The 21,800-nt window shown below is 71.9% G+C and carries 20 protein-coding genes; 10 read left to right on the top strand and 10 right to left on the bottom strand.

Annotated features, from left to right (window positions below; all coding sequences use genetic code 11):
- Position 1: 1 nt before the first annotated feature.
- The gene (gene ftsH / locus ABZ842_RS00320) at positions 2–2,026 is read left to right on the top strand and encodes an ATP-dependent zinc metalloprotease FtsH (RefSeq protein WP_361529086.1); all 2,025 of its coding nucleotides are present in this window, start codon (positions 2–4) and stop codon (positions 2,024–2,026) included.
- A 142-nt stretch (positions 2,027–2,168) separates the two neighbouring features.
- Positions 2,169–2,774, top strand: coding sequence for a GTP cyclohydrolase I FolE (gene folE, locus ABZ842_RS00315; RefSeq protein WP_361529083.1), 606 nt, complete (start codon positions 2,169–2,171; stop codon positions 2,772–2,774).
- A gap of 521 nt (positions 2,775–3,295) precedes the next feature.
- Here folE and ABZ842_RS00310 read toward each other — a convergent pair.
- The 6 genes from ABZ842_RS00310 to ABZ842_RS00285 form a co-directional block, all read right to left on the bottom strand.
- Positions 3,296–3,808 carry a DUF3180 domain-containing protein gene (locus tag ABZ842_RS00310; RefSeq protein WP_361529080.1) on the bottom strand — a complete coding sequence of 171 codons (513 nt, stop codon included), beginning with the start codon at positions 3,806–3,808 and terminating at the stop codon, positions 3,296–3,298.
- A gap of 53 nt (positions 3,809–3,861) precedes the next feature.
- Positions 3,862–4,449 carry a 2-amino-4-hydroxy-6-hydroxymethyldihydropteridine diphosphokinase gene (folK, locus tag ABZ842_RS00305; RefSeq protein WP_361529077.1) on the bottom strand — a complete coding sequence of 196 codons (588 nt, stop codon included), beginning with the start codon at positions 4,447–4,449 and terminating at the stop codon, positions 3,862–3,864.
- Positions 4,446–4,805: a dihydroneopterin aldolase gene (folB, locus tag ABZ842_RS00300; protein ID WP_361529074.1), complete on the bottom strand. Its 360-nt coding sequence runs from the start codon at positions 4,803–4,805 to the stop codon at positions 4,446–4,448. The genes folK and folB overlap by 4 nt, the downstream gene beginning before the upstream one ends.
- A gap of 143 nt (positions 4,806–4,948) precedes the next feature.
- The gene (locus tag ABZ842_RS00295; RefSeq protein ID WP_361529071.1) at positions 4,949–5,566 is read right to left on the bottom strand and encodes a nuclear transport factor 2 family protein; all 618 of its coding nucleotides are present in this window, start codon (positions 5,564–5,566) and stop codon (positions 4,949–4,951) included.
- Complete coding sequence (folP, locus tag ABZ842_RS00290; protein WP_361529068.1) at positions 5,563–6,411, bottom strand: dihydropteroate synthase; 849 nt, start codon at positions 6,409–6,411, stop codon at positions 5,563–5,565. Before folP ends, ABZ842_RS00295 begins: the two co-directional genes overlap by 4 nt.
- A 146-nt stretch (positions 6,412–6,557) precedes the next feature.
- Positions 6,558–8,513, bottom strand: a complete 1,956-nt coding sequence (locus tag ABZ842_RS00285; RefSeq protein ID WP_361529065.1) for a phosphatidylglycerol lysyltransferase domain-containing protein — start codon at positions 8,511–8,513, stop codon at positions 6,558–6,560.
- 206 nt (positions 8,514–8,719) lie between these two features.
- On the opposite strand from ABZ842_RS00285, the gene ABZ842_RS00280 reads away from it, so the two are divergent.
- Entirely contained in the window at positions 8,720–9,832 is a 1,113-nt protein-coding gene (locus ABZ842_RS00280) for an alpha/beta hydrolase-fold protein (RefSeq protein ID WP_361529062.1), read from the top strand.
- A gap of 108 nt (positions 9,833–9,940) precedes the next feature.
- Here the strand turns inward: ABZ842_RS00280 and ABZ842_RS00275 are convergent, their stop codons facing one another.
- Positions 9,941–11,128 (bottom strand): ATP-binding cassette domain-containing protein, encoded by a 1,188-nt coding sequence (locus ABZ842_RS00275; protein ID WP_361529059.1) that lies wholly within the window; start codon positions 11,126–11,128, stop codon positions 9,941–9,943.
- A gap of 143 nt (positions 11,129–11,271) precedes the next feature.
- On the opposite strand from ABZ842_RS00275, the gene ABZ842_RS00270 reads away from it, so the two are divergent.
- The 4 genes from ABZ842_RS00270 (at position 11,272) to ABZ842_RS00255 (ending at position 15,369) form a co-directional block, all read left to right on the top strand.
- Entirely contained in the window at positions 11,272–12,024 is a 753-nt protein-coding gene (locus ABZ842_RS00270; RefSeq protein ID WP_361529056.1) for an ABC transporter permease, read from the top strand.
- Complete coding sequence (locus ABZ842_RS00265; RefSeq protein ID WP_361529053.1) at positions 12,024–12,725, top strand: ABC transporter permease; 702 nt, start codon at positions 12,024–12,026, stop codon at positions 12,723–12,725. Before ABZ842_RS00270 ends, ABZ842_RS00265 begins: the two co-directional genes overlap by 1 nt.
- Positions 12,726–12,899: 174 nt before the next feature.
- The gene (locus ABZ842_RS00260; RefSeq protein WP_361529050.1) at positions 12,900–13,898 is read left to right on the top strand and encodes an ABC transporter substrate-binding protein; all 999 of its coding nucleotides are present in this window, start codon (positions 12,900–12,902) and stop codon (positions 13,896–13,898) included.
- A 286-nt stretch (positions 13,899–14,184) separates the two neighbouring features.
- Positions 14,185–15,369 carry a hypothetical protein gene (locus tag ABZ842_RS00255; RefSeq protein ID WP_361529047.1) on the top strand — a complete coding sequence of 395 codons (1,185 nt, stop codon included), beginning with the start codon at positions 14,185–14,187 and terminating at the stop codon, positions 15,367–15,369.
- A gap of 239 nt (positions 15,370–15,608) precedes the next feature.
- Here the strand turns inward: ABZ842_RS00255 and ABZ842_RS00250 are convergent, their stop codons facing one another.
- The gene (locus ABZ842_RS00250; protein ID WP_361529044.1) at positions 15,609–16,751 is read right to left on the bottom strand and encodes an NADH-quinone oxidoreductase subunit D; all 1,143 of its coding nucleotides are present in this window, start codon (positions 16,749–16,751) and stop codon (positions 15,609–15,611) included.
- Between the two features lie 31 nt (positions 16,752–16,782).
- Positions 16,783–17,964: an SAM-dependent methyltransferase gene (locus tag ABZ842_RS00245; protein ID WP_361529041.1), complete on the bottom strand. Its 1,182-nt coding sequence runs from the start codon at positions 17,962–17,964 to the stop codon at positions 16,783–16,785.
- A gap of 96 nt (positions 17,965–18,060) precedes the next feature.
- Between ABZ842_RS00245 and ABZ842_RS00240 the strand changes: the two genes are divergently transcribed.
- Together ABZ842_RS00240 and ABZ842_RS00235 are read left to right on the top strand one after the other, a co-directional pair.
- Positions 18,061–19,254 carry a sensor histidine kinase gene (locus ABZ842_RS00240; RefSeq protein ID WP_361529038.1) on the top strand — a complete coding sequence of 398 codons (1,194 nt, stop codon included), beginning with the start codon at positions 18,061–18,063 and terminating at the stop codon, positions 19,252–19,254.
- A 112-nt stretch (positions 19,255–19,366) separates the two neighbouring features.
- Positions 19,367–20,050 (top strand): response regulator transcription factor, encoded by a 684-nt coding sequence (locus tag ABZ842_RS00235; protein WP_361529035.1) that lies wholly within the window; start codon positions 19,367–19,369, stop codon positions 20,048–20,050.
- 31 nt (positions 20,051–20,081) lie between these two features.
- Here the strand turns inward: ABZ842_RS00235 and ABZ842_RS00230 are convergent, their stop codons facing one another.
- Positions 20,082–21,197 carry a DUF5937 family protein gene (locus ABZ842_RS00230; protein WP_361529936.1) on the bottom strand — a complete coding sequence of 372 codons (1,116 nt, stop codon included), beginning with the start codon at positions 21,195–21,197 and terminating at the stop codon, positions 20,082–20,084.
- 106 nt (positions 21,198–21,303) lie between these two features.
- Between ABZ842_RS00230 and ABZ842_RS00225 the strand changes: the two genes are divergently transcribed.
- Positions 21,304–21,576, top strand: coding sequence for a hypothetical protein (locus tag ABZ842_RS00225; protein WP_361529032.1), 273 nt, complete (start codon positions 21,304–21,306; stop codon positions 21,574–21,576).
- Positions 21,577–21,800: the final 224 nt, after the last annotated feature.

Genomic DNA, 21,800 nt, shown 5'->3' with positions numbered 1-21,800 from the left:
GATGGACGTGAAGCGATACTTCCGTGGGCCTGTCATGTGGATCGTGCTGGCCGTCCTTGCCGTGGTCGTGGTGATGCAGGTCGTCGGCTCCTCGGGCGGCTACAAGACGGTGGACACCGGCCAGGTCATTCAGGCGATCGACAAGAACCAGGCCGAACAAGTCAAGCTGACCACCGGCGACGACCAGATCATCAAGGTCGAGCTCAAGGACGGCCAGAAGATCAAGGGCAGCTCCAAGATCCAGGCGAGCTACATCGGCAGCCAGGGCGCCGACCTCGCCGACAAGCTGCAGCAGAAGTTCGAGGCCGGCGACATCGAGAAGGGCTACACGGTCTCGCCCTCCAAGCAGAGCCCGTTCCTGTCGATCCTGCTCTCGCTGCTGCCGTTCGTGCTGATCGTGCTGGTCTTCCTGTTCCTGATGAACCAGATGCAGGGCGGCGGCTCCCGAGTGATGAACTTCGGGAAGTCCAAGGCCAAGCTGATCACCAAGGACACCCCGAAGACCACCTTCGCCGACGTGGCGGGGTCGGACGAGGCCGTCGAGGAACTCCACGAGATCAAGGAGTTCCTCCAGGAGCCGGCCAAGTTCCAGGCCGTCGGCGCCAAGATCCCCAAGGGCGTGCTGCTGTACGGCCCGCCCGGTACGGGCAAGACGCTGCTCGCGCGCGCCGTCGCGGGCGAGGCGGGCGTCCCGTTCTACTCGATCTCCGGCTCCGACTTCGTCGAGATGTTCGTGGGTGTCGGTGCCTCCCGGGTCCGTGACCTCTTCGAGCAGGCCAAGGCGAACGCTCCCGCGATCGTCTTCGTCGACGAGATCGACGCCGTCGGCCGGCACCGCGGCGCGGGCCTCGGCGGCGGCCACGACGAGCGCGAGCAGACGCTGAACCAGCTCCTGGTGGAGATGGACGGCTTCGACGTGAAGGGCGGCGTCATCCTGATCGCGGCGACCAACCGCCCCGACATCCTCGACCCCGCGCTGCTGCGTCCCGGCCGCTTCGACCGCCAGATCGCGGTCGACCGTCCCGACATGCAGGGCCGGCTGGAGATCCTCAAGGTCCACCAGAAGGGCAAGCCGGTCGCCCCGGACGTCGACCTGGGCGCCGTCGCCCGGCGCACGCCCGGCTTCACCGGCGCCGACCTGTCGAACGTGCTGAACGAAGCCGCGCTGCTCACCGCGCGCAGCGACAAGAAGCTCATCGACAACCACTCGCTGGACGAGGCGATCGACCGGGTGGTCGCGGGCCCGCAGAAGCGGACCCGGATCATGTCGGACAAGGAGAAGAAGATCACCGCGTACCACGAGGGCGGTCACGCCCTGGTCGCGGCGGCTTCGCCGAACTCCGACCCGGTCCACAAGATCACGATCCTGTCCCGCGGCCGGGCCCTCGGCTACACCATGGTCCTGCCCGACGAGGACAAGTACTCCACCACGCGCAACGAGATGCTGGACCAGCTCGCGTACATGCTCGGCGGTCGTGCCGCCGAGGAGCTGGTCTTCCACGACCCGACCACCGGCGCTGCGAACGACATCGAGAAGGCCACCGCCACGGCCCGCGCGATGGTCACGCAGTACGGCATGACGGAGCGCCTGGGCGCGATCAAGTTCGGCGGCGACAACACCGAGCCCTTCCTGGGCCGGGAGATGGCGCACCAGCGGGACTACTCGGAGGAAGTCGCCGCGCTCGTCGACGAGGAGGTCAAGAAGCTCATCGAGACCGCGCACAACGAAGCGTGGGAGATCCTCGTCGAGAACCGCGACGTCCTGGACAACCTCGTCCTCCAGCTCCTGGAGCGGGAGACGCTGGGCAAGGAGGAGATCGCCGAGATCTTCGCCCCCATCGTCAAGCGCCCGGCCCGCCCCGCGTGGACCGGCTCCGCCCGCCGCACCCCCTCGACCCGTCCGCCGGTCCTCTCCCCCAAGGAGCTGGCCCTGACGAACGGCGCCGTGGGAGCGAACGGCACGCCGACGGACACCCCCGTCCCCGGCATCGAGGTCGCACCGGAGGAGCGCCCGGAGACCACCTGACGGTGTCTCCTGCGTCACACCCCTAACGGGATGGCTGCCGCGTCCCCCCAGGTTTTAGCCTGGGGGGACGCGGCATTCGTATGACTGCATCCGGACGACCGCATTCGGACGACCGCGCGCAGCAAAGAGGAACGAGGCACAGATGACCGACCCGGTGACGCTGGACGGCGAGGGCTCGATCGGCGAGTTCGACGAGAAGCGCGCGGAGGACGCGATCCGCGAGCTGCTCATCGCGGTCGGTGAGGACCCGGACCGCGAGGGCCTGCGGGAGACGCCGGCGCGGGTGGCCAGGGCGTACCGGGAGATCTTCTCCGGGCTCTGGCAGCGGCCCGAGGACGTGCTGACGACCACGTTCGACCTGGGCCACGACGAGATGGTGCTGGTCAAGGACATCGAGGTGATGAGCTCCTGCGAGCACCACCTGGTGCCGTTCGTGGGGGTCGCGCACGTGGGGTACATCCCGTCCTCGGACGGGAAGATCACCGGCCTGTCGAAGCTGGCCCGCCTCGTCGACGTCTACGCCCGCCGCCCGCAGGTGCAGGAGCGTCTGACGACGCAGATCGCGGACTCGCTGATGGAGATCCTGGAGCCGCGGGGGGTGATCGTGGTGGTGGAGTGCGAGCACATGTGCATGACGATGCGGGGTGTGCGGAAGCCTGGCGCGAAGACGATCACCTCTGCGGTGCGGGGGCAGTTGCGGCACCCCGCGACCCGCAACGAGGCGATGAGTCTCATCATGGCGCGCTGACCGTCCGGCCCGCGCCCCTGACGTTGCCCCTGCGGGTGAGCTGGGGGCTGACTGCCCGCCGTTGCGCTGCGGATGCGCTGCCGCTGCGGGAGCGCTGCGGTTGGTTGCCGTTGCCGTTGCCGTTGCCGTGCGGGCGTGCCCGCCGTTGCCCTGCCGGGAGCGTTGGCCTCTGCGGCCCGGTGGTGGGCTTGTCGCGCAGTTCCCCGCGCCCCTGTTTCGCTGCTCCCGTCACTTGCCTGCCGGCAGGGGCCAGGGAGTTTGGGGGCGCGGGGAACTGCGCGAACAACCACACACCGGGCCGGTAGAGACCAATGGGCCCGCAGGGGCAGATGGGGGTGTCTGGGGCGCTGGGGTCCCCCCCCAGGTCCCTGGGCATAGGGCGGAACTGCGCGACAAGCCCACCACCGGGTCGCAGAGGCCAATGTGCCGGGAAGGCCATGGCGGGTGTGTCGGGGCGCGCTACAGGGGGCCACAGGCCGCTGCGTGGGGGAGGTTGCTTCGGGTGGGCCAGCCGCAGGCGGCTAGGCGTGGGCGCGGCCTGGGCCGCCCGCGCCGCCCGTCGCGCCGCCGCCCGCGTCGTCGCCGTCCTCCGGAAGCCGGCACACCCGCTCCAAGAAGAGCGCCGCCGCGATCACCGCCACCCCCGCCAGCACCGAGAACCCCGCGTAGATCGCCTGGTCCCGGCGGGCCGGGATGTCCAGCGAGCCGAGCAGGAACACGCCGACGCCGCCGTACCCCCCGCTCACCAGCGCCGCGACCAGCGCGCTCGCCTGGCCGAACACCAGCGCTCGGGCAGCCATCAGCGGCTCCACGCCCTTCGCGCCGGGCCGCCGCTCGCGCTGGGCCTTCAGCCGGGAGCGCAGGGAGAGCGCCGTCGCCATGAGGATCACCGCGATGACGGCGAGCACGATCGGCGCCGCGAGCGGCACCGCCGGCAGCGTCCCGAAGGCGTCCCACAAGCGCGCCGCGGCCCAGGACAGCACCCCCGTCCCGACGAAGAGACCGGCCAGCACCGCGAGGCGTAGCTGCTTCACCGGGAGCACACGTCCTTCCACTGTCGTCGACACCGCCGTCAGCAGCCTAACGACTACTCCGGCAGGCGCAGTTCCAAGTCGGGCCGTGGCTCCACGCCCTCCCGACCGATCGCGGCCAGCAGCCCGGCGACCGCCCCGCGGCCCGGAAGCTGCGCTTCCGGGTCGATGTCGTGCCAGGGCACGAGGACGAACGCGCGCTCGTGGGCCCGCGGGTGCGGCAGCGTGAGCGCGGGGTCGTCGGAGACCACGTCCGCGTACGCCACGATGTCGACGTCGATGGTGCGCGGGCCCCATCGCTCGTCCCGCACCCGGTCGTACGCCTCCTCGATGGCCTGGCCGCGCTCCAGCAGGGAGCCGGGCGGCAGGGTCGTCTTCACCGTGATCACGGCGTTGAAGTACGTCGGCTGGGAGCCGGGCTCGACGCCCCAGGGCTCGGTCTCGTACACCGGGGAGACGGCCGTGACCCGGAGGCCGGGGGTGTCCTCCAGCGCGTCGACGGCGCCCTGGAGCGTGTCGAGGCGGTTGCCCAGGTTGGAGCCGAGGGAGAGGACGGCCCGCCGGGGGTTGGAGAGGGTGACGTCGGCCGCGTCGACCTGCTCGACCACGGACGTGGGCACCGGCTGCACTGTGGGATCGCTCATACCCTGCTCCGCGTGATCGTGATGGTCACATCGTCGAACGGGACGGTGATCGGTGCGTCCGGCTTGTGGACGACCACCTGGACCTGCTCCACCCCGTCGTGCTTCAGGCACTGTTGGGCGATCCGCTCCGCCAGCGTCTCGATCAGGTCGACGGGCTCGCCCTCGACGATCGCGACGACCTCCTCCGCCACGATGCCGTAGTGCACGGTCTTCGCCAGGTCGTCGTCCGCAGCCGCGGGGCGGGTGTCGAGTCCGAGCTCCAGATCCACGATGAAGGTCTGGCCCTCCTCCCGTTCCCTGGGGAAGACGCCGTGGTGCCCGCGGGCCTTGAGGCCGCGCAGCGCGACACGATCCACGCGAATCACTCCTGATGTCCGAAAGTCTGACGGGCGGAACGGGCACCTGACCGTGTCACAACGGCTTCCTTGCCCTCTTCGAATCTACCTGCGACCACCGACAGCCCTCACGGACGGGTCGTCCTGGGGGCCGGGGGCCGCGGTCACGGGGTGAAGCCCCCCGGTCCCCTTCCCGGTCCCCCTCCCGGGCCGCGGCCGTCCGCGGGGCCGCCGGCGGCCCCCGGACCGCCGCCCCGCTCGCCGTCCGCACCGTCGGCGCCGCCCAAACCGTCTTCTTCCGCGTACCCCTCCGCGAGCACGGGGGAGCCGTGGTGCGACCAGAGCTGCCAGCCCGCGGCCGTGCGGCGGAACACGTTCGTCGCGACGACGTGCTGTCCCACCAGCGGGCCCAGCTCGCCGGCCTCCTCCGCGGGGCCACCGCTGAGGATGTTCTCCGTGCAGGTCACCACCGCCGTGTCGGCGGCGACGCTGGCGCGCACGTCGGTGAGGAAGAACTGGATGTACTCGGTGTGCTCCATGATCACGGCGTAGGAGCGCAGCACCTCGCCGCGGCTCTGGAGCACGGGCCAGCCGGGGTGCACGCAGGAGACGTCGTCGGCGGGCAGCCACAGCTCGGCCATCGCGACGGTGTCGCCGCGCTCCATGGCTTCGTAGTACGCCGTGTTCGCCGCCTCGACCTCGGCGCGGGCCGCGGCTTCGACGGGGTCGAGTTCTTCGTCGCCGGGCTGGTCGTCGTCGCCGTCGTAGCGGGAACGGCTCACCGGGCGGCCTCGACGGCGTGGGCGATCCGTACGGCGTCGGCCGTGGCCCGCACCTCGTGCACGCGTACGGCCCACGCGCCCTCGTGCGCCGCGATCGCGGACACCGCGGCCGTCGCCGCGTCCCGCTCCCGCGCGCGCGGGGGCCGGCCGTCCTTGGCGTCCTGTGCGAGCACGTGGCCGAGGAAGCGTTTGCGGGAGGCGGCGACGAGCAGCGGGCGGCCGAGCGCGTTGAGGTCCCCCAGGTGGGCGACGAGCGCGAGGTCGTGCTCGGCGTCCTTGGCGAAGCCGAGGCCGGGGTCGAGCACGATCCGCTCGGGCGCGACGCCGCCGGCGACGACGGCGTCCATCCGGGCCCGCAGCTCGTCGACGACCTCGGTGACCACGTTCGCGTACACGGCCCGGTCGTTCATGTCGTGGCTGAAGCCGCGCCAGTGCATGACGACGAAGGGGGCGTCGGCGGCGGCGACCGCGGGCACCATCGCCGGGTCCGCGAGTCCGCCGCTGACGTCGTTGACGAGGACGGCGCCGGCGGCGAGGGCGCGCTCGGCGACGCTGGCGCGCATGGTGTCGACGGAGACCGTGATGCCTTCCGCCGCGAGCCCGCGCACGACCGGGACGACCCGGCGCAACTCCTCGTCCTCGTCGACCCGGCTGGCGCCGGGCCGGGTGGACTCCCCGCCGACGTCGACGAGGTCGGCGCCGTCGGCGACGAGGTCGATGCCGCGCTTGACGGCGGCGGCGGTGTCGAACCAGCGCCCGCCGTCGGAGAAGGAGTCCGGCGTCACGTTGACGACTCCCATGACCGCGCAGCGGCCCCACTCCGGCAACCCATGCAACGTACTCATACGCCCAGCGTAGGCCCGCGCCCGCGGCACGCGATCGGGGGCCGGGGCCGGGGATGGCCGGCCTCGTGCGGTGCGCCCGGCGCCGTACGCCCGTACGACCCGTACGGCACCGCGCGGACGGTACGGCTCCGCTCCGGCGGCACGGCTCATGCCGCGCGGCTCACCCGGGACGGGGTGCGCGGGGGCCCGGAGATCGCGTGGGTGCAGGGACGCGCCGGGCGCGGGGCGCGGCGGGCGGCGAACGGGCGGGGCAGTCCGAGGGTGACGAAGCCCTCCGCCCGCATGGCTGCGAAGCCTATGCGCGGCAGGTCCCGGGTGGTGCGGAAGACGACGAACCGGGGCTCCCAGCGTGGCTGGAACTTGGCGTTGAACTTGTACAGCGACTCGATCTGGAACCAGCGGGACAGAAACACCAGCAACCCCCGCCACATCCGTAGCACCGGTCCCGCGCCGATCTTCTCGCCGCGGGCCAGGGCCGCCCGGAACATCGCGAAGTTGAGCGAGACCCGGGTGATCTTGAGGTCGGGGGCCGCCCGGAGCGCGGCCACGATCAGCAGTTCGTTCATGCCGGGGTCGGCCGAGCGGTCGCGGCGCATCAGCTCCAGGGACATGCCGTCGTCGCCCCACGGCACGAAGTGGATGATCGCCTTCAGGTCCCCGTACGGCTTCGCGCCGGCCTCCCCGGGTCCGTCGGGGGCCGTCGCGTCCGCGTCCGCGGTGTCGTCCTTGTGCGCGGTGGCGATCACCGCGTCCCCGTCCGCCGGATCCCCGATCCGCCCCAGGGCCATGGAGAATCCGCGCTCGGTGTCCGTGCCCCGCCAATCCGCCGCGGCGCGCCTGACCTGGGCCAGTTCCTCGGCCGACAGGTCGCGGACGCGCCGTACGCGGGTGGTGTAGCCGTTGCGCTCGATGCGCTTGACCATCTGGCGGACGTTGCGCATCGAGCGCCCGGAGAGCGAGAAGTCCGCGACGTCGACCACCGCCTCGTCGCCGAGTTCCAGTGCGTCCAGTCCGGTCTCCCGGGTCCACACCTGGCCGCCGGTCTCCGAGCAGCCCATCACGGCCGGCGTCCAGGAGTGCGCCCGCGCCTCGTCCATGAAGCGCTCGATGGCGCCGGGCCACGCCTCGACGTCCCCGATCGGGTCGCCGCTGGCCAGCATCACTCCGGAGACGACCCGGTAGCAGACCGCCGCCTTCCCGCTGGGCGAGAAGACCACGCCCTTGTCGCGGCGGAGCGCGAAGTGGCCGAGGGAGTCGCGCTGGCCGTGCAGCGCGAGGAGTTCGCGCAGCCGCCGCTCGTCGTCCTCGGTGAGCAGCGCGGTGGGGTGCTCGGGGCGGAAGGCGAGGTACGTGGTGGTCACGGCGGTCAGCAACCCGAGCGCCCCGAGGGAGTACCCGACGGTCCAGGCGTCGCTGCCGGCGTAGTCGACGGGGCCTTCGACGCCGAAGAGCCCGTACAGGGTGTGCTCCAGGCGGTCGACGAGGCCGGGGTCCCCGATCTCGTTGTCCGGGTGCGCGCTGACGACGACCAGTCCGAGGCCGATCGAGCCGGCGCCCATCAGGACGAAGTTGGCGAGTGCCCGCCATCGGCTGCGCGGGTCGGGCAGCGCGGCGAACTGCGCGCGGTGGCGCAGCAGCAGGGCCAGCACCAGCAGGGAGACCAGCACCCCGACGACGGAGTTGCGGTACGCGAACTGCACGACGGCACCGACGGGCAGCAGCACCACCGCGGCCCGCCAGGCCCGCCGCTTGCGGCGCTTGAGGCCGTGCGCGAGCAGCAGCAGGAGGACTCCCACGCTGAGCGAGAGGGCGGCGGCGAGCGGTCCGGTGGTGCCGGGGAGCACCTCGACGAGCGCGTGCGCGCGGCTGTGCCGGAAGCGGGGGACGACTCCGGCGGCGACGTCGATCAGTCCGACGAGGGTGCAGGCGGTGCCGACCACCGACGGGACGGCTTCGGGGCGGGGGCCGCGCAGCACGCGGCGCACGCCCTCGGGCACCCGGTCGGACAGCCGATCCCGCAGCCCCCGGTTCCCGGGTGGCTGATCGTGGCCGGTCCGAACCGGAACCTTTCCTGAATTGTCCCCATCTACAGGTGCAGGCATGGCGATGTCGAGTTTCCGTGCTTCCGCGAGAAGGTCGGGTGTTCGTCCGCGAGCCGGTGGTCAGGTCGGCTCCGGGCGATATGCGCCCTCTAGGACGGGAGTCCCGGGACGTCGGTTCACTCCCGTGCCCAGAAAGTCCTCGGGTTTCTCGGAGACCCCGCACACCCCGGCCGACCCGTCGGGTCCAGACAAGGAGCACCCACCCCATGGGTTTGACCAGTACTTCCGTCCTGGCCTTCGCCGTCGCCGCGGCGGTGTTGCTGTTTGCGGCGACGATCTGGCTGTGGCCCCGGCTCGCCGGGCGCGGCTGGCGGCCACTCGTGGGGCGGGTCGGCCTGCTGCTCGCGACCCAGCTCGCGATCTTCGCCACGGTGGGCCTGGCGGCCAACAAGTCGTTCCTCTTCTACGGCTCGTGGGCGGACCTTTTCGGCCAGGAGCAGGACCTTGGCGTGGTGGTCGACCACTCGGCGGGCGGCAAGCGCGTGAAGGTCGTCGGCACGCAGCAGTTGGACGTGCCGGGCGGCGAGCGCCCCGAACGGGCCGGGCAGATCCAGAAGGTGGTGGTCGCGGGCGCGAAGTCGCGGATCGACAGCCCGGCGTACGTCTATCTGCCGCCGGAGTACTTCCAGCCGGCGTACGCGAAGAAGAACTTCCCCGCCGCGGTCGTGCTCACCGGCTACCCCGGCACGGCCGAGAACCTGATCAAGGGCCTGAAGTATCCGCGGACGGCGTACGAACTGGCCAAGAAGGGCCGGACGCAGCCGATGGTGCTGGTGATGCTGCGGCCGACGGTGGCGCCGCCGAGGGACACCGAGTGCGTGGACGTCCCGGGCGGTCCGCAGACGGAGACCTTCTTCGCCGACGACCTGCCCACCGCGGTCTCGCAGGCGTACCGGGTCGGTACGAAGCCGCAGAACTGGGGCTTCGTCGGCAACTCCACCGGTGGCTACTGCGCGCTGAAGGTGGCGCTGCACCACCCGGACCGGTTCGCGGCCGGCGCCGGGCTGTCCGCGTACTACAAGGCGGCGGAGGACGCGACGACCGGGAACCTCTTCCAGGGGGACCAGTCCCTGCGCAACCGGGCGGACCTGCTGTGGAGCCTGGACAACCGGCCCGCGGCGAAGTCCTCGTTCCTGGTCACCACGTCGAAGCAGGGCGAGTCGAACCTGAAGGGCACGCTCCGCTTCATTGAGAAGGTGAAGGCGCCCGCCCGGGTCTCGTCGATCACGCTGGACAGCGGCGGGCACAACTTCACGACCTGGCGCCGGGAGATCCCGCCCACGCTGGAGTGGCTGAGCGGTCGCCTCAGCGCGACCTGAGCCGCGTCCCGGCGTGATCCGCGGTGCGTCCCAGCGCACGTCTCGGCGTGATCCGCGGTGCGTCCCGGCGCGATCTGAGCCGCGTCCCAGCAGGGCCTCGGCTACGTCTCAGCCGCGCTTGCGCGGTCCGTCCGCCGCCAGTGCGGGCAGGGTCTCGATGGACTCCAGGTCCACCTCCGTACGGGGCACGTCCCGCCCGTCCGCGTCGATCGAGCGGCGCAGCGCCTCGTGCAGCCGCCCCGGGGTCAGGACCCCGAGGAAACGTCCCGTCTCCTCCTTGTCGATCACCGCGATCCAGCCGGCGTCGTGCTGGAGCATGGTGGCGAACGCCTGCTTGAGGGAGGCGCCCAGCGGCAGCCAGGCGTCCATCCGGCGGGCCTTGTCCCGTACGGTCCCGGCCGGGCCGGAGCGGGCGTGCTCGGACGAGATCCAGCCGTGCAGGTTCTCCTCGCCGTCCAGGACGACGGCCCAGCGCGAGCCCAACTCCCGCGGCAGCGGGTCGTCGAGGTGGACCACCGGCGGCTGCTCCAGGTCGCTCTCCTCGATCGGGGTGACGGAGAGCCGCTTCAGGCCGCGGTCCGCGCCGACGAAGTCGGCGACGTACGGGGTGGCGGGCGCGCCCAGGACGGCGGCGGGCGCGTCGAACTGCTCGATGCGGCCGTGCCCGTACACCGCGATGCGGTCACCGAGGCGGACGGCCTCCTCGATGTCGTGGGTGACGAACAGGACGGTCTTGCGGACCTGGGACTGCAGGCGTAGGAACTCGTTCTGGAGGTGTTCGCGCACCACCGGGTCGACCGCGCCGAACGGCTCGTCCATCAGCAGCACGGGCGGGTCGGCGGCGAGCGCCCGGGCCACGCCCACGCGCTGGCGCTGACCGCCGGAGAGCTGCTCGGGGTAGCGCTCGCCGTGGACGGCGGGGTCCAGGCCCACCAGGTCGAGGAGTTCGGCCGCGCGGGCGCGGGCCTTGGCGCGGGGCCAGCCGAGGAGGTGGGGGACGGTGGCGGTGTTGTCGAGGACGGTCTTGTGGGGGAAGAGGCCGACCTGCTGGATGACGTAGCCGATGCGACGGCGCAACTGCACCGGATCGACGGTGGATATGTCCTCTCCGTCCAGGAAGATCCGGCCGCTGCTGGGCTCGATCAGCCGGTTGACCATCTTCATGGTCGTGGTCTTGCCGCAACCGGACGGGCCGACGAGCGTGACCAGTTCGCCCTGCTCGACCTCGAACGACAGGTCGTCGACCGCTGTCGTCCCGTCCGGATAGCGCTTGGTGACGTGCTCGAAACGGATCATGGGTCCCCATTGTGGCGGGTGTCGTGTGAAGGCCATGTTGCCTCCGTGTGGCGGTCCTCGGCGATTGTCAGTGGTCAGGGTTAGGGTCGAAGAACCTCAGGAATACGGTCATACGTTCGGTGCGGGTGGGGAGGTGGGGGAGCATGAGTGCGAGTGTGAGCGTCGCCGCGCAGAGCTGTCTGGCGGCGAACGACTGGATCTGTGGGGAATACCTCCGCAGCCGTAGCCAGGAATTGACGGACGCGACGGTGGAACACGTCTGGATCACCGCCGTTTCCGTGCTGATCGGGCTGGCCGTCGCCTTCCCGCTGGCCCTGCTCGCCCGGGCGAAGCCGGCCTTCGCCGGCCCCGTCCTCGGCCTGACCACCCTGCTGTACACGATCCCGTCGCTGGCGATGTTCTCGCTGCTGCTGCCGGTCTTCGGACTCTCCTCCGCCCTCGTCGTCACCGGCCTGGTGCTCTACTCGCTCACCATCCTGGTGCGGAACGTCATGGCGGGACTGGAAGCGGTGCCCGCGGAGGCGCGGGAGGCCGCCCGTGGGATGGGGTACGGCCCGGCGCGGCTGCTGTGGGAGGTCGAGTTGCCGCTGGCGCTGCCGGCGCTGATGGCCGGCCTGCGCATCGCCACCGTCTCCACGATCGCGCTGACCACCGTCGGCGCCCTCGTCGGCAAGGGCGGCCTCGGCAACCTCATCGACGAGGGCGTGCAGACGACGTTCAAGGCGCAGGTGCTCACCGCGTCCGTGCTGTGCGTGCTGTTGGCCGCGGTCGCCGATCTGCTGCTGCTCGCCGTGCAGCGGCTGCTCACGCCCTGGACCCGGCTGCGCGCCGGCGGGGCGCCGAGCCGCGCCCGTAGGGCCACGGCTCGAATACGGACCTCGGGGGAGGCTCTCTGATGCAGGTCGTGGCCGACGCCTTCACCTGGCTCACCACCGGGGCGAACTGGTCGGGGGAGAGCGGCGCCTGGCACCGGCTGGGCGAGCACGTGTACGTGAGCGGGGTCGCCCTCGCGGTCGCCGCCGCGATCGCCCTGCCGATCGCGCTGTACCTCGGACACCTGGGCCGGGGCGGCGCCCTCGCGGTCAACATCTCCAACGCCGGCCGGGCGATCCCCGTCTTCGCCGTCCTCGCGCTCTTCATGCTCACCCCGCTGCGCAGCGCCGGGTACGCACCGACGATCATCGCGCTGGTGCTGTTCGCGGTGCCGCCGCTGCTGACCAATGCGTACGTCGGGATGCAGGAGGTCGACCGCGCCGTGGTGGAGGCGGCCCGGGGGATGGGGATGTCGGGCTGGCAGCTCTTCCGCCGCGTCGAGCTGCCGCTGGCGTACCCCCTGTTGATGACCGGAGTGCGCTCGGCCGCCGTGCAGGTGGTGGCCACCGCCACCATCGCGTCGATGGTCGGCCAGGGCGGGCTCGGCCGGATCATCACCGCCGGCTTCAACACGTACGACACCCCGCAGGTGGTCGCCGGTGCGCTGCTCGCCGCGCTGTTGGCGCTGGCGGTGGAGGGCCTGTTCGTGGCGGTGGACCGGCTGGTCGACCCGCGCAGGAGGTCCGTCGCCGCGAAGGGGCGGGCCGCCGGGGCGCGGGCGTGAGCGTCCCGGCGCCGGAGCCTTGGAGACCTGACGATTTCGCCGCGCATGTCCTTCCACGTGGATCAGCGCAGTTCGGCGCAGTGCAGTGCAGTTCGGCGCAGTTGGGAGCAGTCCGGCGCTTCATCGCAGTGCAGTTCAGTTCAGAGCCGCAGTACGTTCGAACGGAGACACCTCATGTCCCTGCCCAAGTCCCCCCGTGGCGCCCGCGTTGCCCGGGCCGCCCGCGTCGGCGTCGCGGTGGTCGCCCTCGCCGGTGTCCTCGCCGCCTGCGGTGACGGCGACAGCCTGGAGGATTCGAAGAACGGATCAGGATCAGGAGGTGGTTCGGGCGGAAAGGGATCGCTCGTCGTCGGCGCCGCGGCTTTCACCGAGTCGAAGGTCCTCGCCGAGCTCTACGCCCGGGTCCTCGCCGACGCCGGCTACAAGACCTCCGTGACGACCGTGAAGAACCGCGAGCTGTACGAACCGTCCTTGGAGAAGGGCGAGATCGACGTCGTACCGGAATACGCCGCCACCCTCGCCGAATTCCTGAACGCGAAGGCGAACGGCCCGAAGGCGCCCATCGAGAAGCCCGTCGCGACCAGCGACGTCACCACCACCGTCAACGCGCTCACCGCGCTGGCCGAGCCGCGCGGGCTGAAGGTCCTCAAGCCCGGCGGAGCCGTCGACCAGAACGCCTTCGCGGTGAGCCGGGAATTCGCCGAGAAGAACGGTCTGAAGACGCTTTCCGACCTCGGGAAGGCAAAGCTCAAGGTCAAGATCGCGGCCGGCGACGAGTGCGAGGTGCGCCCGTACTGCGCACCCGGGCTGAAGGAGAAGTACGGCATCGACGTCACCGGCATCGACCCCAAGGGCGTCGGCACCCCGCAGTCCAAGCAGGCGGTGCGCGACGGCGACGTCCAACTGGTCCTGACGACCACCACCGACGCGGTCATGGACGGGCTGGTCTTCCTGGCGGACGACAAGAAGCTCCAGAACGCGGACAACGTCCTGCCGGTCGTCAATGCCAAGGACGCCGGCGATCCGGAGATCGTCGCCGCCCTCGACAAGCTCACGCAGGTGCTCACCACCGAGGACCTGGCCGAATTGAACCGCAAGGTGGATGCCGAGCGGGCGAAGCCGGAGGACGCGGCGAAGGAGTATCTCCAGTCCAAGGGGCTGGCGAAGAAGTAGTTCGGGCAGCTGATCACCTGCCTGTTGAGGTGCCTGTTGAGGTGCCTGTTCAGGTGGGTGATCGGGTAGCTGATCGGATGGGCGTCGGGGCGGAGGTCGGTCGTACCCCGGGGCCACTACCGTCACGGGTATCCCGCCCGTATCACCGGTGAGTGGCTTGAAGAAGTGGGTAAGAGAGCGCGGATCGGGAGATGTTGGGGAGTTTCCGCGCTCCTTCCGGGTTCCGTTCCGGTTATTTGCTGACCCGCCATCCCATTCGCCGTCTACGCACGGTAAATTTCGGGCCATGCCCCGTGGACGTCACCGCCATTCACCTCCCCTGCACAGGCTGCTGCCGCCGTCGGCGGTCGCCGGAGCGTCGGTCCTGAGCGCGGCCGGCGCGTGGTTCCTCACGGAGCCGGTCCTGCTGCGCACCCTGACCGCGGTGGCGGCCGGAGCCGCGCTCAGCGGCGCGTTCTTGATGCGCCGTTGGGACCGGTCCGCGGGGCGCCGGGTGGCCGACCTCGTCCGGGGCCGCGCCAGCGACGCCTGGCAGAGCGAGGAGCGCATAGCCGAACTGGAGTCGGACGTCGAGGAGTCGCGCGAGCTGCGCGGCAAGCTGGAGACGAAGCTCCGGGCCAAGCGCGTCGAGCTGGCCGCCCTGCGCAACGAACACGCCGAACTGCTGCGCCGTTACGCCGCCGCCGAGACCGGGCGGGCGAGCGCGCTGGAGGGCCGCCGGCAGCTCGCCATCGAGGTGGCCGACCCCAAGGCGCTGCCGGGGGCCGGCGTCTCGCCGACGGCTGCGGCGTATCTGCGTGCCGCCCAGGCGCTGGACGCCCTGGCGCGCAACGCCGCGGCGCAGCGGTCGGGCGAGCAGACCCGTACCGAAGGCACCGACGGTGTCGAAGGTGTCGAAGTCGCACGGAAGGCGATCCAGGCGGCCGGGACCGCGAAGGCGATCGAGTCGGGCAAGTCGGCCGCGGTGGCCGGGGTCGCGGGGGCCATGGCCGCCAGGGAAGCCGTGTCCGCCCCGCCCCAGCAGGGCGACAAGGGCCCCGAAGGACCGGGCGACGGCGGTGGCCCGGGCGGCGGCCGAAGCCCCGAGGACCGTACCGCGGCGGCCGACGCCCGGCCCGCGGCGCTGACGGCCGCGATCGTGCCGTACGGCCCGCGGACCGACCGGCCCGACACCGCGAAGCGCCGCCCGGAAGGGACGTTCGACTTCTTCGGCCACCAGGGGGCGGGGAACGGGAACGCGTCCGGTGGCGGCACCGCGAAGGCCATCGAGGCGGCCCAGCAGGAGGACCTCGCCGACGTCGTCGGGGAAGAGGCCCTGGCCGAGCACGAGCAGAACGCCCGCCGCCAGCCGACGGCCCCGAGCCAGGTCCGCCCCCCGGTCGCTGCGGCGGGCGAGGTCATCGACCTGACCGCGCACGACGACACGGAGAAGCTGGACTTGGCACCCCTCCGAAACGCGCTCAGCTCCTGACGAACGCGCTGGGGCGCGCCCGGAAGGTCCCGCCCGCTTCCCTGCGGCTTGGGACGTAGCCGCGGTTTCCCTGCGGAGGTCTGGTCTCTGCGGCCCGTCTGTGGCTTGTCGCGCAGTTCCGTCCCCTATGCCCTGCGGGCATAGGGGACGGAACTGCGCGAGTAACCCACCACCGGGCCGAGGTCGCCACGTTTGCTGAGCCACCCACGGCGCCAGCGCGCCAACCGACTTGCTCGGGGCTACTTGTCGATGTCGCCGACGACGAAGAACAGGGAGCCGAGGATCGCCACCATGTCGGCGACGAGCGTCCCCGGCAGCAGCACGGCCAGCGCCTGGATGTTGTTGTACGACGCGGAACGCAGCTTCAGCCGGTACGGCGTCTTCTCGCCCTTCGACACCAGGTAGTAGCCGTTGATGCCGAGGGGGTTCTCCGTCCAGGCGTACGTGTGGCCCTCCGGGGCCTTCAGCACCTTCGGCAGTCGCTGGTTGATCGGCCCGGGCGCCAGGTCCGCGATCCGGTCGAGGCACGCGTCCGCGAGGTCGAGGGAGTTGTGCGTCTGCTCCAACAGCACCTCGAACCGCGCCAGGCAGTCGCCCGCCGGCCGCGTGACCACCTTGAGAACGTCCCCGAGCTCCCCGTACGCGAGGTACGGCTCGTCGCGCCGCAGGTCGAAGTCGACGCCGGAGGCGCGCGCGATGGGCCCGCTCACGCCGTACGCGTGCACGGCGTCCGCGGACAGCACGCCCACGCCGCTGGTGCGCCCCCGGAAGATCTCGTTGCCGAGCACCAGCCGGTCGTACACGTCCATCCGCGACCGCACGTCGGCGACGGCGTGCCGCACCCGTCCCAGCCACCCCGCCGGCAGGTCCTCCTTCAGCCCGCCGACCCGGTTGAACATGTAGTGCATCCGCCCGCCGGAGACCTCCTCCATGACGGCCTGGAGCTCTTCGCGCTCGCGGAACGCGTGGAAGACGGGGGTGATCCCGCCCAGCTCCAGCGGGTACGAGCCGAGGAACATCAGGTGGTTGAGCACCCGGTTCAACTCGGCGAGCAGCGTCCGCGTCCACACCGCGCGCTCCGGCACCTCCATGCCGAGCATGCGTTCCACGGCCATGACGACGCCGAGTTCGTTGGAGAACGCGGACAGCCAGTCGTGCCGGTTCGCCAGCATGACGATCTGCCGGTAGTCCCGCGCCTCGAACAGCTTCTCCGCGCCGCGGTGCATGTACCCGATGACGGGCTCGGCGTGCTGGATCACCTCGCCGTCCAGCACCAGCCGCAGCCGCAGCACCCCGTGCGTGGAGGGATGCTGGGGCCCGATGTTGAGCACCATGTCGGTCCGCTCCGCGGCCCCGCCGACGCTGAACGTGGTCTCCGTCATGTCATCAGTATCCCCCGCGCGAACTGCACGATCAGCCCCCCGTCGGCCCGGACAGGCCCTGACTCCGCCCCACCTCCTGCCGCAGCCACCAGAAGTCCCCCAGCCCCCCGCGTCCCGTCAACTCCGCCGCTTCCCCCGCCGCCGACAGCGCCCGTAGGTACGCCGCCGGGTCGGTGCTGGCCAGGGCCAGCGGCGGGCGCCGGAACCCGGCGAAGGGACCCAGTGCGGACAGCGCTTCGCGCTGCCGCACCAACCGCGCCCCCGGCAGCGCACACGCGTCCACCGCCACGTGCGCCGTCAGATCGCAGCTCCCGTCCGGCACCGGCGCCACCTCGCGCCCCGCCCGGAACCCGGTCAGGGTGCCGTACGGCGGACGCGCCTGCGCCAGGTGCCCGTAGTCGACCGCCACCGCGAGCCCCGACCGCAGCGTGCCGACCGCCGCCGCCCACGCCTCGTCGCGAGGGCGGCCGATCTCCGCCCGGCAGCCGGGCTCCGTCAGCAGCCACCACCGCGCCAGCCACTCCGCGTCCGCCCCGGTGACCGGCGGACCGAGGCGTTCGGTGCCGTCGGGGCGTACGAGCACCTGGCGCACCACCCCGTCCTCGTCGACCTCGGCGACGTCCACGGGCACGTTGTCCAGCCACTCGTTCGCGAAGAGGAGGCCGCTGACCCCGGCGGGCGGTGCGGCGAGCCAGGTGACGCGGGGGTCGAGGCCGGCCGGGCGGTCGGCGCGCTCCACTGCGTACGCACGTACGGGGAAGTCGTCCGGCAGCGCCGCCAGCACGCCGGACACCAGTTCCCCGCGGCCCGATCCCATGTCGACGAAGGCGACCGGTCCCTCGTGGCCGGCGTCCGAGAGGTCGTCGGCGGTGGTGCGCAGGAGAGTCGCGACCGCCGATGCGAAGAGGGGCGAGGCGTGCACGGAGGTACGGAAGTGGCCGGCGGGGCCCTCGGGCCGCAGGTAGAAGCCGTCGGGGGAGCCGTAAAGGGCCTGCTCGGTGGCGGCACGCCAGCCCCGCCAGCCGTCTTCCGCACCGTCCTCCGAGTGCTCCGGACCGGCCTCGGGCGCATGAGAACCCGCTGCCCCTTCAGCCCCCTGAACCCCGCCCGCACCGGCGCGGGCGCTGCCCCCGCAGCCCGTTCCGTCGTCCCCCGCCACACCACCGTGACCAGGCGTCTCATCCGTCCCGGCGCATTCCGTGTCGTCCGTCACGACCATCAGTCTCCACCTTGTGGAGTACTGACCGGCCGTTCGGATCGCTCTGGCGGTTGACCCATACACCTGTCCACTTTCCCTACGCTGGGTTACGTGCAGCGCCTCTACGACTTCATCCGCCGACACCCCACGGGCGTCGACTGCTTCTGGGCGGTCTTCGTCATGGGCCTCGCCGCCCTGAGGTTCGTCGGTGACATGGACAGCGGGCCCCTGTGGGCCGCCGTGCCGGTGGTCGTCGGGCTGGGTGCGGTGATCGCGCTGCGCCGTCGGATGCCGGAGAAGATGCTGGTGCTCGCCGGGGTGATCGGCCTCGCCCAGCTGGTGTTCGACGTGCCCCCGGGCGCGGCGAACTTCGCGATGCTCGTGATCATCTACACCGTCGCGGTGCAGTCCACCTCGCGCTGGGCCTCCCGGGCCGCCCTGGTCGGCGGCCTGGCCGCGGCCACCTGCGCACAGATCCGCTGGCCCACGCCCGACCAGAGCGCGCTCCGTCAGATCTTCATCACGATCATCCTGACGGTGCCGTTCGCCCTCGCCTGGTCCCTCGGCGACTCCGTCCGCACCCGCCGGGCCTACTTCGCCCAGCTCGAAGAGCGCGCGCGGCGGCTGGAGAAGGAGCGCGAGGCGCAGTCGAAGGTCGCGGTGGCCGCCGAGCGCGCCCGGATCGCCCGCGAGCTGCACGACGTCGTCGCGCACAACGTCTCGGTGATGGTGGTGCAGGCCGACGGCGCCGCCTACGTCCTGGACGCCGCCCCCGACCAGGCGAAACAGGCTCTGGAGACGATCTCGTCGACCGGCCGTCAGGCGCTGGCGGAGATGCGCCGGCTGCTGGGCGTGCTGCGCACCGGTGACGGACCGGAGAGCGGCGAGTACGTGCCGCAGCCCGACGTGCAGCAGATCGAGGACCTGGTGGAGCAGGTGCGCACCTCCGGGCTGACCGTGGACTTCAAGATCGAGGGCACGCCCCGGCCGCTGCCGAGCGGCGTGGAGCTCACCGCGTACCGCATCGTGCAGGAAGCGCTGACGAACACCCGCAAGCACGGCGGGCCCGACGTCGGCGCCAGCGTGCGGCTGGTCTACTTCGACGACGGCCTCGGGCTGCTCGTCGAGGACGACGGCCGGGGCGCGGCGCACGAGCTGTACGAGGACGGGGGAGCGGACGGGCAGGGCCACGGCCTCATCGGCATGCGCGAGCGCGTCGGTATGGTCGGCGGCACGCTGGACGCCGGACCGCGGCCGGGCGGCGGTTTCCGGATCAGCGTCCTGCTGCCCCTCAAGACGGCCTGACCGGCACCACGGCACCACCTGCGGCGGCCCCCGCGGCAGCCCCGAAAGCCCTCAACCACCCCGACCCACCCCGACAGCCCCGACCGCCCCGACAGATGAAGGAACCGCTGAGATGTCCATCAAGGTCTTGCTCGTCGACGACCAGGTCCTGCTGCGGACGGGGTTCCGCATGGTGCTCGCCGCCCAGCCCGACATGGAGGTCGTCGCGGAGGCCGGGGACGGCGCCGAGGCGATCGACATCCTGCGCTCCACGGCGGTGGACGTGGTGCTGATGGACGTGCGCATGCCGCGGCTGGACGGGGTGGAGGCGACCCGGCGGATCTGCGCCGCGCCGAACCCGCCGAAGGTGCTCATCCTGACCACGTTCGACCTCGACGAGTACGCCTTCTCCGGGCTGAAGGCCGGGGCCAGCGGCTTCATGCTCAAGGACGTGCCGCCCGCCGAGCTGCTGGCGGCGATCCGCTCCGTGCACAGCGGGGACGCGGTGGTGGCGCCTTCGACCACCCGGCGGCTGCTGGACCGCTTCTCGCCGATGCTGCCGAGCACCGGCGGGGAGCCGAGCAGCAAGGAGCTGGACCGGCTCACCGACCGGGAGCGCGAGGTGATGCTGCTGGTCGCGCAGGGGATGTCGAACGGTGAGATCGCGGCCCGGCTGGTGCTGTCCGAGGCGACCGTGAAGACGCACGTGGGGCGGATCCTCACCAAGCTGGGGCTGCGCGACCGGGTGCAGGTCGTGGTCCTCGCGTACGAGTCCGGGCTGGTCCGCGCGGGCGGCGGCGCGGGCCCCGCGCGCTGACACCCCAGGGCCCGTCCCGGGGCCCGCCGCGCTACCGCAGGACCGTCTCCAGGAATTCGCTGCCCAGCCGGGCGACCGCGGTGATGTCCAACTGGTGCAGCACGTAGCGCCCGCGCCGCCGGGTGGAGATCAGTCCCGCCTTCTTCAGCACCGCCACGTGCCGGGAGACCTCCGGCGCGGTGATGCCGTACGCGTCGGCCAACTCGCTGGTGGTGTGCGGCGAGCGCGCCAGATTGCGGCACAGCCTCATCCGCATCGGGTGGGCCAGGGCCTCCATACGGCGCTGCAACAGCTCGACGGAGGCGGGATCGGAGGGGGACGGCGCGCCGACGGGGTACCAGATCGCCGGCCGCCAGCCCGGCGCGTGCAGCACCAGCAGATGCGGCCAGCCGAAGCTCGACGGCACGAGCGTCAACCCGACGCCCATGTCCGGGTCCACGGCCGACGTCCGGCCGGTCGTGAGCTTGTCGACGGTGATACGGGTCAGGTCCTCGTCCACCGAGAGCGCCGGCGACACCGCGTGCAGCGCCTCGGCGACCCCCTTGTGCCGCAGCAGCTCGGTCTTGTGCCGGGCGTCGGCGGCGAGCTCCGGTGCGACCCGCCGCCAGGCGTCCGCGAAGAACGCCTCGTCGCAGTCCTCGAACAGCCTGCGCAGCCACACCCGCACCGGGCCGGGGTCGTCCAGCAGCCGGGTGGCGGCCTCCATCACGTGCGGACCGCGGGTGGCGGCCAGCGCCAACGTCCGCTCCCGCATGCTCGCGCTGCCGAGCACGTCCGCGTCCCCGTAGGTGAGGGCACAGGTGAAGTCGAGGGCGGCCGTCACGAAGCGCTCGTCGTCGAGCCGGTCGAGCAGGTCCAGGTCCTCCTTGAGCGTCGTCCCGGGCTTGCCCATCGCACCGGCGCAGGTCGTCAGCCCGGCGAACGGCGCGAGGACGTCGGAGTGCGTCGTCCGCCACAGGAAGTCCGCCTCGTGCAGCCGGTCGGCCAGGTCGGGCTTGAGGCTCGCCGCGGTGGCGGTCGCCCAGCCGTGGAGGCCCGGATGGTGCCCGGGCTCCGAGAGGGCGTGCAGCGCGAGGCCCAGCTCCGCCAAGGGGGAGATCTCGAAGACGATGCGCTCCTGGGGGAGCCCGCTGATGTCTATGGTCACGCTCACACATCCATTCTGCGCGTCCCCCGACCGCGACCCGAGGCCAGTTGACGAGGGTCGTCAATCGACGTGACCCGCCCGGGGCTTGGGTCGCAGCGTGAACGGCATGAACGCCATGCACCAGCACATGATCGACGCCTACCGGGCGACCCAGCACGGCACTCGGATCCCGCCGCAGCCGGGCCGCCACGATTGGCAGGCCGCCCGCGAACTCGTCTCCCAGGCCCAGGCCCCGGCCCGCACCCGGGCGCCTCGCCCCGGGCGCCGACTGCGTGCCGCACTGCGCCGCCTGGCGGGCCGACCACCGACCGTCCGCCAGACCCGAGGAACACCCACCCCGCGCTTCGGGGAACGCGTGGAAGACCCCAGCGCGACCTGACGCTCCCGCCGCTGCTCCGCAGGCACGCTGGTCTTTGCAGCCGGGGGCGGGTTGGTCGCGCCGTCCTCCCCCTGTGCCTGCGGGCACGGGGGGACCCCCACCCCTGTGCCTGCGGGCACGGGGGACCTCCACCCCTGTGCCTGCGGGCACGGGGGACCTCCACCCCTGTGCCTGCGGGCACGGGGGACCTCCACCCCTGTGCCTGCGGGCACGGGGGACCTCCT

This window comes from Streptomyces sp. NPDC047315 (assembly GCF_040643215.1).
In the GTDB taxonomy this organism is placed as follows: domain Bacteria; phylum Actinomycetota; class Actinomycetes; order Streptomycetales; family Streptomycetaceae; genus Streptomyces.
This window is presented reverse-complemented; position numbering and strand designations above follow the sequence as displayed.

Bases quoted from the DNA above. Each gene is read 5' to 3' on its own strand.
- folP (WP_361529068.1), bottom strand. From the start codon at position 6,411: ATGAGTACGTTGCATGGGTTGCCGGAGTGGGGCCGCTGCGCGGTCATG.
- folK (WP_361529077.1), bottom strand. From the start codon at position 4,449: ATGAGCGATCCCACAGTGCAGCCGGTGCCCACGTCCGTGGTCGAGCAG.
- ABZ842_RS00270 (WP_361529056.1), top strand. From the start codon at position 11,272: ATGAGTGCGAGTGTGAGCGTCGCCGCGCAGAGCTGTCTGGCGGCGAAC.
- ABZ842_RS00255 (WP_361529047.1), top strand. From the start codon at position 14,185: ATGCCCCGTGGACGTCACCGCCATTCACCTCCCCTGCACAGGCTGCTG.
- ABZ842_RS00265 (WP_361529053.1), top strand. From the start codon at position 12,024: ATGCAGGTCGTGGCCGACGCCTTCACCTGGCTCACCACCGGGGCGAAC.
- ABZ842_RS00285 (WP_361529065.1), bottom strand. From the start codon at position 8,513: ATGCCTGCACCTGTAGATGGGGACAATTCAGGAAAGGTTCCGGTTCGG.
- ABZ842_RS00280 (WP_361529062.1), top strand. From the start codon at position 8,720: ATGGGTTTGACCAGTACTTCCGTCCTGGCCTTCGCCGTCGCCGCGGCG.
- ABZ842_RS00235 (WP_361529035.1), top strand. From the start codon at position 19,367: ATGTCCATCAAGGTCTTGCTCGTCGACGACCAGGTCCTGCTGCGGACG.
- ABZ842_RS00275 (WP_361529059.1), bottom strand. From the start codon at position 11,128: ATGATCCGTTTCGAGCACGTCACCAAGCGCTATCCGGACGGGACGACA.
- ABZ842_RS00225 (WP_361529032.1), top strand. From the start codon at position 21,304: ATGAACGCCATGCACCAGCACATGATCGACGCCTACCGGGCGACCCAG.
- ftsH (WP_361529086.1), top strand. From the start codon at position 2: ATGGACGTGAAGCGATACTTCCGTGGGCCTGTCATGTGGATCGTGCTG.
- ABZ842_RS00250 (WP_361529044.1), bottom strand. From the start codon at position 16,751: ATGACGGAGACCACGTTCAGCGTCGGCGGGGCCGCGGAGCGGACCGAC.
- ABZ842_RS00260 (WP_361529050.1), top strand. From the start codon at position 12,900: ATGTCCCTGCCCAAGTCCCCCCGTGGCGCCCGCGTTGCCCGGGCCGCC.
- folE (WP_361529083.1), top strand. From the start codon at position 2,169: ATGACCGACCCGGTGACGCTGGACGGCGAGGGCTCGATCGGCGAGTTC.